This window comes from Kitasatospora sp. NPDC089509, assembly GCF_044749365.1.
In the GTDB taxonomy this organism is placed as follows: domain Bacteria; phylum Actinomycetota; class Actinomycetes; order Streptomycetales; family Streptomycetaceae; genus Kitasatospora.
On the sequence record NZ_JBIVHS010000024.1, the window covers coordinates 13093 to 27024 of the forward strand.

A 13932-nucleotide genomic window follows, 5' to 3' on the forward strand; every position below is an offset into this window, starting at 1 on the left:
GCGCAGACCGCGGCCCGGTCCCTGAGGGGTAGGCCCGCCCGGGACGAAGAGGGCCGGACCGCGTGGGCGGCCCGGCCTTCCGGGAGCAGGATCGGAAGCCGGGGTGCTACGAGGCTCCCGCGGTCCGCCGCTGGCGCCAGTGGCCGACGGCGCTCAGGGCGGCGACCAGGGCGCCGGCCGCGTAGAGCTGGTCGCGGTTGGCGGGGCTGGTGGTCATCAGGGCCAGGAGGGCGACCACGGCGGCGATGGCGACCCAGGTCAGGTACGGGTAGGCCCACATGCGGACGGTGAGCAGCTCGGGGCTCTCGCGCTCGACGCGGCGGCGCATGCGCAGCTGGGCGATGCCGATGAAGAGCCAGACCACCAGGACGGCCACGCCGGTGGAGTTCAGCAGCCAGAGGAAGACGGTGTCCGGCCAGACGTAGCCGGCCAGTACGGCGGCGAAGCCGAAGCCGCAGGAGGCCAGCACGCTCCGGCGCGGGACGCCGCCGGTGACCTTGGCGAGCGCGCGGGGACCCAGGCCGCGGGCGACCAGCGAGTAGCCCATCCGGGAGGCGCTGTAGATGTTGGCGTTCATCGCGCTCAGCAGGGCGATCAGCACCACGACCTTCATGGCCAGGGCGGCGCCGGGGACGTTGAGCAGCTGCAGCACCGTGACGTAGGGGCCCAGCTCGACCACGTCGGGGTTGTTCCAGGGCACCAGGGTGACCGCCAGGGCCATCGTGCCGATGTAGAAGACGGCGATCCGCCAGACCGCGGTGCGCACGGCGTTGGCGACGTCGCGGCGCGGGTTGTCGGACTCGGCGGCCGCGATGGTGACGGCCTCCAGGCCGCCGTAGGCGAAGACCGCGGGCAGCAGGCCGGTGATCAGTCCGCTGGTGCCGTGCGGCAGGAAGCCGCCGTGGCCGGTCAGGTTGGCGGTGCCGGGGGCGTGGCCGATGACACCGGTGACGCCCAGGACGCCCAGGGCCAGGAAGGCGACGATCGCGGCGATCTTGACGGCGGCGAACCAGAACTCGAACTCGCCGAAGTTCTTCACGGCGGTCAGGTTGCCGGCGCAGAAGAAGGCCATGAAGATGCCGACCCAGACGAAGGCCGGAACCCCGGTGATCCAGGAGTGCATGAGCGCGCCGGCGGCGGTGGCCTCGACGGCGACGGCGACGCCGACCATCACCCAGTACATCCAGCCCGTGGTCAGGCCCGCCCAGAGGCCGATCTCGCGCTCGGCGTGCACCGAGAAGGAACCGGAGGCCGGGTGCACGGCGGACATCTCGCCCAGCATCCGCATGACCAGCATCACCAGCAGACCGGCGGCGACGAACGCCAGGATGATGCCGGGGCCGGCCACCGCGATGCCCGCGCCGGAGCCCACGAAGAGCCCGGCGCCGATGACGCCGCCGAGGGCGATCATCGAGAGGTGGCGCTGCTTGAGGCCGTGGCCCAGTTGTGGGGCGGCCGGGGCCTCGGGGGCTTTCGGTGGCGTGGTGGTGCTCATCGGGGATCCATTCGTACGACGGACGACTCGTGCGGCGGTGCGGGAGGGGCGGGGGCATCGCGACATGCCGGCGGGCGGGGCTGCGGGCTGCGGGTACATGGCCGGGAGGAAGGATAGACGGGTTTGCCCGGAAAGTGCTTCCAAGTCTTTCCCGACGACCGTCACGGAGTGGAAGAATCTTCCCCATGGACGACGTGGACCGGAGAATCCTTGCCGAACTGCAGCGCGACGGGCGGCAGACCCTCACCGAGCTCGCCGAGCGGGTCCGGCTGAGCGTGTCCCCCTGCCACCGCCGGCTCCGGGCCCTGGAGCGTTCGGGTGCGATCGCCGGCTACCACGCCCGGCTCGACGCCGCCGCCCTCGGCCTGACCTTCGAGTCACTGGTCTTCGTCACCATGCGGTACGAGGACCGCGAGACCGTCGCGGCCTTCGAACGGGCCGTGGTCGACATCCCCAACGTCCTCCAGGCCCAGCGGCTGTTCGGCGACCCCGACTACCTCCTGCGCGTCGTCGCCCGCGACCTGCCGGCCTACCGCGAGCTCTACGACGAACGGCTGGCCACCCTGCCCGGCGTCCAGCGCCTGAGTTCCACCATCGTGATGGCGAACGTCGTCGAAGCCCGCTCCCTGCCCCTGTGACGGGCCGAGGCGCCGAGGTCGCCGCGCCGCGACCCGCAGGGACTCCTCAAGCAGGGACCGCGTGGTCTTCCGCTCCGATGGGGGTCTGGCCGACGAGCAATGGCCGAAGGGTCGCTGTCCGTTCGGCCGCCGGTCCCCGATGATGCGTCTGGCGCGACCCGTGGGCATCCGCTCAACCGCGGGCGCCCACGCGCGCCGCGTCGTCGTCCCGTCCTCAGACGAACATCGGAGCCGTCCATGCGCCGTCTCAGCACCGCCGCCGCGACCGCCGCCTTGACCGCGGCTCTCCTCACCGGACCGGGAACGGCCGGACCGGCCCTCGCGGACACCGCGCGCATCCCCGTCATCCTCATCCACGGCCGCAACGCGGACTCCGGCGTCTGGGGCCCCCTCACGGCCTACCTCGTCCAGCAGGGCGTCCCGAAGGAGTCCATCCTCACCTGGGGCTACGACACCTCGCAGTCGACGAACGAGGTCCTGGCCGCCCGGCTGGCCGCGTACGTGGACGCCACCGGCGCCGCCAGGGTGAACATCGTCGCCCACAGCCTGGGCAGCCTGCCGAGCCGCTGGTACGTCAAGTTCGGCGGCGGCAGCCGGAAGGTCGCCAACTGGATCTCCCTCGCCGGGCCCAACCACGGCACCGGCATGGCCTACCTGTGCGCCCTGTGGGACCAGGGTTGCCGGGACATGACGCCCGGTTCGTACGTCGTCAGCCACCTCAACCAGGACACCGAGACCCCGGGCCCCACCCGGTACACGACCATCCGGTCCGGCAGCGACGAGCAGATCACCCCGACCACCAGCACCGCACTGAGCGGCGCCGACAACATCGAGATCGACGGGCTCAGGCACAACGACTTCCTGACCAGCACCGACGTCTTCCGACGGATCGACGACATCCTGGCCCGCTGACGGCGCGCGAACCCGCCGTCGGCACCGCCGGTCCTCCTGGTCGTGCTGCGGGCCCGTTGCCGTCGGTCGGCCCGCCGGCCTCGACGTCCGGCTCGTCCGGCTCGTTCGGCTCGGGGTATGCCGGGCTTGGGTCGCTTGAGTCGCTTGGGTCGCTGCCAGGTGGCCGTCGGGCAACCGCGCTGGGCTGTCGGCGGGTTGACGTTCGGGCCGGCGCCTGGATCACAGCGGTGGTGGGTGGAGTCGGCGGCCGATCGGTTGCCGGTGACGCGGTGTCAGCGCAGTGCGCTCACCGTCCGGGGGAGGCCGAAGTAGGAGGCGAGCGTGCTCTCGAAGTGGGTGAGCGCGCTGACGCCGTCGGGGGAGAACCCGGCCACGAGGATGCCCGCGCCGTGCAGCAGGTCGGACGCCGGGTCGCGGACGTAGAGGCCCCAGGCCGGCTGCCCGTTCGCGTGGGTGGGGAGCATACGGGCGACCGGGCAGGCCGGGTGGGCGTCGGTCGCGTGGAAGAAGCGCGCGATCGCCTCGGTGCCGTGGTACTCGAAGGGCAGCGGCGGCATCCGGACCCAGGCGTCGTCGGTCATCAGCGCGATGAGCTGGTCGACGTCGTCGCCGGTGAAGGCCGCGACGAAGCGGTCGGTCAGCTCCTGCTCCTCCGGGCTGCCCGGGGCGAGTGCGGTCCGGTCGTCGGTGCGGACCGCCTGCATCGTCGCGCGGGCGCGCTTGAGCGCGCTGGTGACGGCGGACTCGGTGAGGTCCAGCAGCTCCGCCGTCTCCGCGGCGCGGTAGCCGAGGACGTCGCGCAGGATGAGTACCGCGCGCTGTGCGGGCGGTAGGACCTGCACGGCGGTGATGAAGGCGAGGGAGACCGCCTCGCGGGACTCGTAGCGGGCCTCGGGGCCGGGGTTCCGGTCGGGCAGGCCGTCGAGGAGGATGTCGGGGTAGGGCTGCAGCCACAGGACCTCGCCCAGACGGGAGGGCTCCGGATGGGTGGCCGCCGCCGGCTGCGCCGGTACGGGACGGCGGCGGGTGGTGCGCAGGGCGTTGAGGCAGCGGTTGGTGGCGATGCGGTGCAGCCACGTCCGGACCGAGGATCGGGCCTCGAAGCCCGCCAGGCCGATCCAGGCCGCCAGCAGGACTTCCTGCAGGGTGTCCTCGGCGTCCTGGAGGGAACCGAGCATGCGGTAGCAGTGCAGCTGCAGTTCGCCGCGGTGCGGTTCGACCAGGGCGGCGAAGGCCTCGCGGTCGCCCGAGCGGGCTCGTTCCAGCAGGTCGTCTGTCATGGTGTGCCTCCTTCACCGCTATCGACACCGGCGAGGCGCGGAACTGGGCGGTCCCACGAGCCCCAGTTTCCGCGCACCGGTGTGTCTGTTCCTGGTGAAAGGCGAATTCCGCCGGACCCGGAACTGATCGGAGCAGTGATCGTGATGCAGGCAGAACCCGTCGCCGAACGGACCGTGCTGGTGACCGGTGCCAACCGCGGCATCGGACGCGCACTGGTCGAGGCGGCCCTGCGGCGGGGCGCGCGACGCGTCTACGCCGCGACGCGGCAGCCCTTCACCCACCCGGACGCGCGCGTCCGGCCGGTGCTCCTGGACGTGACCGACCAGGCGCAGATCGACGCGGTCGCGGAACAGGTCGAGGAGCTGGACCTGCTCGTCAACAACGCGGGACTGGCGATCTTCGACGAGCTGGAGGACCGCGAGGTGCTCGCACGGCACCTCGGCGTCAACTTCTTCGGGACGCACGCCGTCACGCAGGCGTTCACGCCGCACCTGACCCGCTCCCGCGGGGCCCTGGTCAACGTCCTGTCGCTGGCGGCGCTCGCGGCGGTGCCGGGGATGGCGGGCTACTCGGCTTCCAAGGCCGCGGCGTTCGCGCTCACCCAGACCCTGCGTCTGCAGCTCGGCGCCCAGGGGGTGCGCGTCCACGCCGTGCTGGCCGGGCCGGTGGACACCGACATGTCCCGGGACCTCGACATCCCCAAGGCCGCACCGTCCGCCGTCGCGGAGGCGATCCTCGACGGCGTGGCCGCCGGCGACGACGAGATCTTCCCCGACCCGCTGTCGGCGACGCTGTCGCGGGGCTGGCCGACGGGCCCCGTGAAGCTGCTCGAACGCGGGAACGCCGCGTCGGCGGCCGGCCTGCGCTGAGGTCGTCGCTGTCGGTGACCAGAAGCATCCGCAAGTGACCAGGAGTGACGATGCTGCTTGAGAAGAAGAACGCGATCGTCTACGGGGCGGGCGGAGCGGTCGGCAGCGCGGTCGCGCTCGCCTTCGCCCGGGAAGGGGCACAGGTCTTCCTCGCTGGGCGGACGACCGCCACGCTGGAGGGCGTCGCGGGCCGGATCCGCTCGTGCGGCGGCAGGGCCCACCCCGCCGCGGTGGACGTGCTGGACGAGGGCGCCGTCGAAGCCCATGCCGCCACGGTGGTCGAGGTGGCCGGTTCCGTCGACGTGTCGTTCAACGCCGTCAGCCTGCCCCAGACGGGTATTCAGGGCATTCCGCTCGCGGCGTTGTCCGCCGAGGCGTTCGGCCTGCCCGTGGCCACCTACTCGAAGGCCAACTTCCTGACCGCCGGGGCCGCCGCTCGGCGGATGACCGGACAGGGCTCGGGCGTGATCATGATGATCACCGCCAGCCCGTCGCGGACAGCGGTCCCACTGATGGGTGGAATGGCACCGGCGTGGGCGGCGATCGAGGCCCTCTCCCGGGGTCTGGCCGCCGAGCTGGGCCCGTCCGGCGTCCGGGTCGTGTGCCTGAACGCGGCGGGGATGCCGCAGACGCCGCAGATCGCCGAGGTCTACGGCATCCACGCGGAGGCGTACGGCATCAGCCGGGAGGCCTTCGAGGCCCGTGTCGCGGGCCGGACGTTGCGGCAGCGGCTGCCCACGGTCGCGGAGATCGCCGAGGTGGCCGCCTTCGTGGCCTCCGACCGCGCCGGTGCGATGACCGGGGCCATCGCCAACCTCACCGGCGGCCTCGTCGTCGACTGACGGGGAGGCCGTTGACGGGGCGGCCGTCCTGTCACGCCGCTGCGCGTTCGAGCGGCGGCCGACGCCTCAGTTCCGGCCGGCGGACGGCCGGCGGCTGGTAGGCCATGTCGAGCGTGCCCGTGTCCGTGCCCGGCGGCACGATGGCGTCGATCCGGTCCAGGACGTCGTCCGAGAGCGTGACCTCGGCGCCGGCGAGCAGATCGTCCAGGTGCGCCATCGTCCGCGGTCCGAGGAGCGCGGAGGTGACGCCGGGGTGGGCGAGCACGAAGCCCAGCGCCAGATGGGTCAGCGGCAGGCCCGCCTCCTCGGCGAGCGGGATGAGCTGTTCGACGACGTCGAGCCGGCGGTCGTCCTTGAGGTGCTGGAAGCCGTACTGCGAGCGGTGCGTCGCGGCCTCCTGGCCCTTGCGGTAGCGCCCGGTCAGCAGCCCGCCGCCGAGCGGCGACCAGACCAGGGTGCCCATGCCGAACTCCTGCGCCACCGGGAGCACCTCGCGCTCGATGCCCCGGTTGAGGATCGAGTACACCGGCTGCTCGGTACGCGGCCGGGCGAGGCCGCGCCGCTCGGCGACCCAGTGGGCGCGGACGAGCTCGGAGGCCGGCATGGCCGAGGTGCCGAAGGCGCGGATCTTGCCGGATCGCTGCAGGTCGGTGAGAGCCCCTAGCGTCTCCTCGATGTCGGTGTCGGGGTCCGGGCGGTGCACCTGGTAGACGTCGACGTAGTCGGTGTCGAGGCGGCGCAGTGAGTCCTCCAGCGCACGCACCAGCCAGCGCCGGGACGCGCCCCGGTGGTTCGGCTCGTCGCCCATCGGGTTCCCGGCCTTCGTGGCGAGCACGACGTCGGCCCGACGGCCCTTCAGCGCACGGCCGACGATCTCCTCCGACTCGCCCTGCGCGTAGATGTCGGCTGTGTCGATGAGGTTGATGCCGGCGTCCAGGGCCCGGTGGATGATGCGGAGGCAGTCGTCGTGGTCGGGGTTGCCGAGGGCGCCGAACATCATGGCGCCGAGAGCGTAGGGGCTCACCTTGATCCCGGTCTTGCCGAGGCCGCGGTAACGCATGGTTCCTCCTGAGGTCCGTCTGCGGGGTGCTGCTACCAGCCTGCCGGGGAAGGGGCGGACGATGAATAGTTGTGAGTCCCGATTTTTTGAGCGAGAGTACGGGCATGACCCCTGACCGGTTCTCCGAAGCACTCGATCTGGTCGAGGTCCGCGGTGTCCTCACCGGTGGCATCGCGGCCCGCGGCGGATGGCGGGGCCGCGGACCGCTCTCCGAGCCGGTCAAGTTCTTCGCGCTCGTCAGCGGTCGGGCCCGCCTGAGCACCGACGGGATCGACGAACCGGTCGACCTCGCGGCGGGAGACGTGGCGATCCTCACCGGCCGCTCGTGGGTCGCGCTGGAGGCCGGCCCGGAACCCCGCCGGGAGGTGCAGCCGGAGTCCGACTTCTCCACCGACCGCTTCGCGCGCTCCGACCGCGACGCCGACGACATCGTGATCGGCGGCTGCGTCAGTCTGAACGAGGCCGGAAGAACGCTCCTCCTCGAATCACTGCCGCCGCTGGCCCACATCAGGTCATCGGGCCACGACGACCGGCTCCTCGCGGCCCTGCTGCGTCTCTTCGACGAGGCGACCGCGCAGCGGCTCGGCTCGGCCTTCGCGATCCGGCAGCACGGCCAGCTCTTCCTGCTGGAGCTGCTGCGGTCCTACGTCGACCAGTGCCCGCTGCCGTCCGGCTGGCTGCGGCTGCTCGTCGACGAGCGCCTCCGTCCCGCCCTCGACCTGCTGCACGGCCACCCCGGGCGGGCCTGGGGACTCCCGGAGTTGGCGCGGGCCGCCGCGATGTCCCGGACGACCTTCGCCGAGCGGTTCCGGGAGACGGCCGGTGTGCCACCGCTGACCTACCTGGGACGGTGGCGCATGCTGCTCGCCCAGCGTGCGCTGCGGGACGGCGACACCCGGGTCGCGGCGCTCGCCGAGGAGTTGGGCTACGGCTCGGAGAGCGCCTTCAGCACGGCTTTCAAACGGGTCGTCGGCGAGTCGCCGCTGCGCTACCGGGCCCGCGTGCGACAGGACGTCACCGGCCGCGTCCGGATCGGGACGCCGTGACGAGCCGGTCGTGCAGGGTCGGGTCGGGTCGGCCGGGTCGGGTCGGCCGGGTCAGGTGAACGGCAGGAGCATGAGCGGCGCCGTGGTGGGGTGCGCGGAGCCGCCCGCGGGTTCGACGGTCACGCCGACACCGCCCGCCCCGTCCGGCGTCCCGGTCAGCAGCAGGACGCCGTCGCCGGTGGGCAGCAGACCGGCCGGGCGCATCGTCCCCGCGTCGTCGAACCACAGCTCGTAGGTGGTGCCGGCGGCAGGCGTGGGCAGGCCGGCGGCCAGGAAGCCGGCCTGACCGCGGCTGCTCGACCACACGACCGTGCCCGCACCGACCCCGCCGGCGCCGGTGCCGGTGGCGGTACGGGCGTCGGGCGCGGTGAGCAGGCCGACGAAGCGGTCCTGCTGCTGCTGGAGCGCCGCGGCGCGGGCCCGGGCCCGCTCGGCCTGCTGGTGCTGCTGCACGGCCACGCCGCCCGCGCCGACGGCCGACGCCAGGCAGGCGGCGAGGGCGAGCTTCGCCCAGCCCCTGGCGAGCCGGTCGCGCGGGCGCCCCGGGGCGGGAGCGGTGCGCGGGGCCTCCTGACGCAGCGTCGGCAGCGCGGCCATCACCTGGGCCTTCAGGGCCGGCGGCGGGAGCACGGCTTGGGCGGCGCCCAGCCGGGCGAGGGTGGCGGCGAACTCGGCGACCTCCTGGACGCAGGCCGGGCAGCCGGCCAGGTGGCGTTCGAACTCGGCGCTCTCGGCCGGGTCGAGGGCGTGGGCGGCGTAGGCGCCGGTCAGGGTGTGCAGGTCGGCGGCGCTCATGCTCCTACCCCCAGGCAGTCGCGCAGGCGGATCAGTCCGTCGCGCATGCGGGTCTTGACGGTGCCCAGCGGGGCGCCGAGGACCTCGGCGACCTGGGGGTAGGTGTAGCCGCGGTAGTACGCCAGCGTCAACGCCTCGCGCTGGAGCTCCGTCAGCGTCCTCATGCACCGCCGCACCTGCTCACGCTCCAGCCGGCCCTCGACCTGCTCGGCGACGTCGTCGAACGCCGGGGCGTGCGAGGCGGCCGCCGCGCGCTGATCACGGTCGGCAGCGGCCTGCACGGACCGGACCCGGTCCACCGCGCGGCGGTGCGCGATGGTCAGGACCCATGCCATGACCTCCCCGCGCTCGGCCTGGTAGCGGGCGGCGGTGCGCCACACCTCCAGCAGCACCTCCTGGGCGACCTCCTCGGACTGCGCGGGGTCCCGCAGCACCCGGCGCACCAGGCCCAGCACCGGACCGGCCACCGTGTCGTACAGGCGGGAGAACGCGTCCTGGTCACCGCGGGCGACCCCAGCCAGGAGGTCCTTGAGCTCCGGGCCCGGCCGTCCGGGGCCGGACAGGTGGACGACGGTGCTCATCCGGCCGCCCCCCGGGGGCAGTGGCTGGGCAGCGGGCCCCACCGACGGACGACGGGCATCACGGGCCTCCCCACGACCCGGCCGGGACGCGGGAGCACCGGCCGGGTGAACAGAACTACTGACACATGGTCTTCGGGCCCACGGGGCTTCCGGATTGGCGGTGCCGTCGCCGGTTCACCGCCGCGGGGACGACCACGGGGACAATGGGTACCGCCGAACGCGCCGCGGCACCGTGCGGACGCCCCTCCTCGGTGCCCCCACCCCCGCCCGGGCCCCCACCCGGGCCCCGGAAAAGTCGCACCCATCCGGCTCACCACGTGCGCCGAATCGGGGGTGTGAGCAACGACGCATCCCCGCCACCGCCGCCGCCCGGGCCTCCGCGGGCCCGGAGCCCATGGGCCCGGATCCGCCGGGTCGGCGCGGGGGTTGTCACCGGGTGGGCCGCCGCGGTGGCCGCGCTCGGCGCCGGTGAACTGGCCGCCGCCTTCGCCGGGCCCGACGCCGCGCCGGTCATCGCGGTCGGCTCCACGGCCATCGACCTGACGCCCACTCCGCTGAAGGAGTACGCGATCCGCACGTTCGGCACCGACGACAAGCCGGTGCTGCTCGGCGGGATCTACCTGACGACGGCCCTGCTCGCCGCGCTCACCGGCGTGCTCGCCGCCCGCCGCCCCGCGCTCGGGGCGGGCATCTTCGCGGCCTTCGGGCTGCTCGGCTCCTGGGCCGCCCTCTCCCGGCCCGCAGCCGGCGCCGCCGATGCCGCTCCCGCCCTCGCCGCAGGCCTGACCGGTGCGGCAACCCTCCTCCTCCTGGCCCGCACGCTCCGCGCGGCCACGACCGTGGCCCCGGCCACGCTCCCGGCCACTGTCCCGGCCACGACCCCAACGGCCTCCGGCGGCTCGCCGTCCGACAGCCTGGCGACCGAGAACGGGCCCGCCGAGCCCGGCAGCGGGTCCACGCACACCTCCCGCCGGACCGTGCTCGCCGCCACCGGCGGGACGATCGCCCTCGGCGCGCTCGCCGGCATCGGCGGCCGCGTCCTGTCCGACCGCCGCTATGACAGCGGCGCGGCCCGCGACGCGGTGCGCATCCCCCCGGCCGCCCGGCCGCTGCCACCGCCGCCCGCCGCGGCACACCCGAAGATCCCGGGCCTGTCCCCGTTCGTCACCCCCAACGCCGACTTCTACCGGGTCGACACCGCACTCACCCTGCCCCGCATCGATCCCCGGCGCTGGACCCTGCGTATCCACGGCCTGGTCGACCGCCCCCTCCTCCTCACCTTCGACGACCTCCTGCGCGAACCGCTGGAGGAGCTCGACCACACCTTGTCCTGCGTGTCGAACGAGGTCGGCGGCCCCTACGTCGGAACCACCCGCTGGCTCGGCGCAGCCCTGCCCGACCTGCTGCGCCGGGCGGGCGTGCGACCCGGCGCCGACCAGCTCGTCGGCCGCTCCCAGGACGGCATGACCATCGGCACCCCGCTCGCATCGGTCCTGGACGGGCGCCGCGCGCTGCTGGCCGTCGCGATGAACGGCGAAGCCCTGCCCGTCGCGCACGGCTTCCCGTGCCGCAGTGTCGTCCCCGGCTTCTACGGCTACGCCTCCGCCACCAAGTGGCTCGTCGACCTGGACGTCACCACCTTCGCCGCCTACGACCCCTACTGGGTGCAGCGGGGCTGGGACCGCACCGGCACGGTGCGCACCGCCTCGCGCATCGAGGTCCCGGCCCCGTTCGCCCGGGTGCCCGCCGGAGACATCACCGTCGCCGGCACCGCCTGGGCGACCCACCGCGGCATCGCCGCCGTCGAGGTGCGTTTCGACGGCGGGCCCTGGCAGGAGGCCCTGCTCGCCCCCGACACCGGGCCCGATCTGTGGCGGCAGTGGTTCCACCCCTGGACCGGGGCCGCCCCCGGCACCCACCGGATCGAGGTCCGTGCCACCGACACCACCGGAGCCGTCCAGACCCAGAACCGCGCAGCCCCCTACCCGGCCGGCGCCACCGGCTGGCACAGCACCGTCGTCACCGTCACCTGAGCCGTCCAGGCCACCCGAGCCACCTGAACCACCCGAACCACCCGAACCACCTGAACCACCCGGACCACCTGAACCACCACCCCGACTGGCCCGCGCATCCGCGCCGACCCGTGCGGCCCGCCCGACGGGCCGGACCGTCACCACCGCACCGAGGAGATCACCGTCATGACCGTCACCACCCGCCGCCGCACCCCCGCCGTCGCCCTCGCCGCAGCCGCGGCCCTCGCCCTCACCCTGGGAGCGTGCAGCAGCAACTCCGGATCCTCGACCGCCTCCAGGACCGCCGCCGCGGCGCCGTCCGAGGCCGCCGCGCCCGTCACGGCGTCCGACGCGCCGATGAGCGACCAGCCCTTCGGGACCGCCTGCGCGGCCGTGCCCAAGGACGGCGCCGGTTCCTTCACCGGTATGGCCAAGGACCCGGTAGCCACCGCCGCCTCCAACAACCCGCTGCTGTCCACCCTGGTCACCGCCGTCAAGCAGGCCGGCCTCGTCGACACCCTCAACTCGGCGCAGAACATCACCGTCTTCGCCCCGACCAACGACGCCTTCGACAAGATCCCCAAGGCCACCCTCGACGCCGTCCTCGCCGACAAGGACAAGCTCGCCAAGCTCCTCACCTACCACGTCGTCCCCCAGCGCCTGGCCCCCACCGACCTCACCGGCGCCCACAAGACCCTGGAGACCGGCAACCTCACCGTCACCGGCGCCACCCCCGACTTCACCGTCAACAACAGCGCCCAGGTCCTGTGCGGCAACGTCCGGACGGCCAACGCCACCGTCTACATCGTCGACACCGTCCTGATGCCCGCCGCCTGACCGGCACCGGCCCACTGACCGCGGTCCCCGGCCCCACCCCCCCGGGCCGGGGACCGCACCCGGACGGGCCCACGGTTCAGACGTCGGCGCCGAGGAGCTCCAGGAGGTCGAACTCCCCGCGGACGCGGTCGATGTCGGCTCTGAGGAACGCTCCCGCCCGGCGGGCCCGCTCGACATCGGCACCGGTCTCGGAGACCCACTGCAGGACGCGCGCGGCGGCGAAGACGTAGGAGATCACCCGGCCGGCCAGGACCAGGTGCTCCTGGGCGAGTTCACGGTCGAGGAACCGCAGGTCGAGGTCGTGCGCCGAGACGGCCGGCGCGGTCGGCGCCCAGGTGGCCAGGAAGGCGCTGAGGGAGCGGCCGTCCGAACCGGCGAGGCAGTGCTGGGCGAGCTGCTGGCCGAGGAGGTCGTTGGTGCCGTCGAATATGGTGAAGACCCGGGAGTCCAGGAACGCCTGGGCGGCGATGTTGGTCGGCGAGCCGCAGCGGTAGCCCTCACCGCCCGCGAGTTGCTGGTAGTGGTTGGCGGAGCTGACCATCAGCTCGGTGGCCACGATCTTGACGGCCTGGACGGCGGGGAACGCGGGGGTGAGGTCGGACGTGAGGTCCAGCCGGGTCCGGACGTAGTGGTCGAGCGCCGCGCAGACCGTGTGGGCGCTGTCGATGGCCGCGAGCCGGTGGCGGACGAACCCGATCGCCGACAGCGGCGATCTCCCGACGCGACGAGCGTCGGCGTACGCGCGCGCCTCACGGGCGACGCGGCGCAGGAAGCCGCACGCCAGCGCGCCGATCAGGGCCCGCCCCGACAGGTAGACGTCCACCATGGAGCGCAGGTCTCCCGCCCCGACGTCGATGCGCCGGTGTGCGGGGACGAGCGCGTCGATGTCGTTGACCCCGTAGTCGATCACCTTCAGGCCCAGCGCCTCGTACCGCTGCGACGTGTGGAACCCTTCGCCGCGCTCGACGACGAACCACCCGTACTCGCGGTTGCCGTTGCCCTCCCGCTTGGCGACGGCCAGCCACCAGGACGCGGTGGCGCTCAGCGCCTGCCAGTGTTTCCGGCCACGGATGCGGTAGCCGCCCTCGACCTCCTCGAAGGTGGTGGCCAGGCCCGACATGGCCGAGCCGCAGCCGGGCTCGGTGGAGGCGAAACCCGCCGTCGGTGCCGACGGGCCGGCGAACCGGGGCAGCACCTCGCGCTTGGCCTCCTCCCCGGCCCACAGCACGACGGGCCGCAGGGCCAGCCCGGTGACGATCGCCGTGTAGACGGCGACAGCCAGGTTCCGCTCGGCCAGCACCTCGACGACCCGGCACAACTCGACGTGGCTGTCCCGGCCCCCGTACTCGGCCGGCAGCACCGGCAGCAGCACACCCGCCTCCGTCAGCACGGCCCAGTCCTCGGCGGGCAACTCCCGCTGCGGGTAGGTCGCCGCGTCGAACCGCGCGGCGGCCGCCTCGACGCCCGCGATGAACTCCTCCGTCGACAGGGCCACGAGGGACGCGACGGCGTCCGCAGATCCAGTCATGCTCTCCACCCGTTCCAGGACGTCCGACCCGCTGGC

Annotated in this window: 13 protein-coding genes; 7 read left to right on the forward strand and 6 right to left on the reverse strand. The window is 73.6% G+C overall.

From position 1 onward, the window contains the following. Window positions 1-106: 106 nt before the first annotated feature. Window positions 107-1495, reverse strand: coding sequence for an amino acid permease (locus ACIP4P_RS35010; RefSeq protein WP_400925458.1), 1389 nt, complete (start codon window positions 1493-1495; stop codon window positions 107-109). A 185-nt stretch (window positions 1496-1680) separates the two neighbouring features. Here ACIP4P_RS35010 and ACIP4P_RS35015 point away from each other — a divergent pair, with 185 nt between their 5' ends. Next, a complete protein-coding gene (locus tag ACIP4P_RS35015) occupies window positions 1681-2133 on the forward strand; it encodes an Lrp/AsnC family transcriptional regulator (RefSeq protein ID WP_400925460.1) in 453 nt (150 codons plus the stop codon). Between the two features lie 237 nt (window positions 2134-2370). After that, window positions 2371-3045 (forward strand): esterase/lipase family protein, encoded by a 675-nt coding sequence (locus tag ACIP4P_RS35020; RefSeq protein WP_400925462.1) that lies wholly within the window; start codon window positions 2371-2373, stop codon window positions 3043-3045. A gap of 272 nt (window positions 3046-3317) precedes the next feature. On the opposite strand, the gene ACIP4P_RS35025 is transcribed toward ACIP4P_RS35020, so the two are convergent. After that, entirely contained in the window at window positions 3318-4325 is a 1008-nt protein-coding gene (locus ACIP4P_RS35025; protein WP_400925464.1) for a sigma-70 family RNA polymerase sigma factor, read from the reverse strand. A 144-nt stretch (window positions 4326-4469) separates the two neighbouring features. Between ACIP4P_RS35025 and ACIP4P_RS35030 the strand changes: the two genes are divergently transcribed. Together ACIP4P_RS35030 and ACIP4P_RS35035 are read left to right on the forward strand one after the other, a co-directional pair. Beyond that, on the forward strand, window positions 4470-5195 hold the full coding sequence (locus tag ACIP4P_RS35030) for an SDR family NAD(P)-dependent oxidoreductase (RefSeq protein ID WP_400925466.1): 726 nt from the start codon (window positions 4470-4472) through the stop codon (window positions 5193-5195). Between the two features lie 50 nt (window positions 5196-5245). Continuing rightward, on the forward strand, window positions 5246-6037 hold the full coding sequence (locus tag ACIP4P_RS35035) for an SDR family NAD(P)-dependent oxidoreductase (RefSeq protein ID WP_400925468.1): 792 nt from the start codon (window positions 5246-5248) through the stop codon (window positions 6035-6037). Window positions 6038-6068: 31 nt separating this feature from the next. Here the strand turns inward: ACIP4P_RS35035 and ACIP4P_RS35040 are convergent, their stop codons facing one another. Continuing rightward, window positions 6069-7097, reverse strand: a complete 1029-nt coding sequence (locus tag ACIP4P_RS35040) for an aldo/keto reductase (protein WP_400925470.1) — start codon at window positions 7095-7097, stop codon at window positions 6069-6071. Window positions 7098-7201: 104 nt separating this feature from the next. Between ACIP4P_RS35040 and ACIP4P_RS35045 the strand changes: the two genes are divergently transcribed. Further along, window positions 7202-8143, forward strand: a complete 942-nt coding sequence (locus tag ACIP4P_RS35045; RefSeq protein WP_400925472.1) for an AraC family transcriptional regulator — start codon at window positions 7202-7204, stop codon at window positions 8141-8143. A gap of 51 nt (window positions 8144-8194) precedes the next feature. Here ACIP4P_RS35045 and ACIP4P_RS35050 read toward each other — a convergent pair whose 3' ends face one another. Both ACIP4P_RS35050 and sigK read right to left on the reverse strand, forming a co-directional pair. Continuing rightward, window positions 8195-8938: an anti-sigma factor domain-containing protein gene (locus ACIP4P_RS35050; protein ID WP_400925474.1), complete on the reverse strand. Its 744-nt coding sequence runs from the start codon at window positions 8936-8938 to the stop codon at window positions 8195-8197. Beyond that, window positions 8935-9519: an ECF RNA polymerase sigma factor SigK gene (sigK, locus tag ACIP4P_RS35055; RefSeq protein ID WP_400925476.1), complete on the reverse strand. Its 585-nt coding sequence runs from the start codon at window positions 9517-9519 to the stop codon at window positions 8935-8937. Before sigK ends, ACIP4P_RS35050 begins: the two co-directional genes overlap by 4 nt. A gap of 449 nt (window positions 9520-9968) precedes the next feature. On the opposite strand from sigK, the gene ACIP4P_RS35060 reads away from it, so the two are divergent. Beyond that, window positions 9969-11552: a molybdopterin-dependent oxidoreductase gene (locus ACIP4P_RS35060; protein WP_400925478.1), complete on the forward strand. Its 1584-nt coding sequence runs from the start codon at window positions 9969-9971 to the stop codon at window positions 11550-11552. Between the two features lie 165 nt (window positions 11553-11717). After that, entirely contained in the window at window positions 11718-12368 is a 651-nt protein-coding gene (locus ACIP4P_RS35065; RefSeq protein WP_400925480.1) for a fasciclin domain-containing protein, read from the forward strand. Window positions 12369-12444: 76 nt separating this feature from the next. On the opposite strand, the gene ACIP4P_RS35070 is transcribed toward ACIP4P_RS35065, so the two are convergent. Next, entirely contained in the window at window positions 12445-13896 is a 1452-nt protein-coding gene (locus tag ACIP4P_RS35070) for an acyl-CoA dehydrogenase family protein (protein ID WP_400925482.1), read from the reverse strand. Window positions 13897-13932 lie beyond the last annotated feature (36 nt).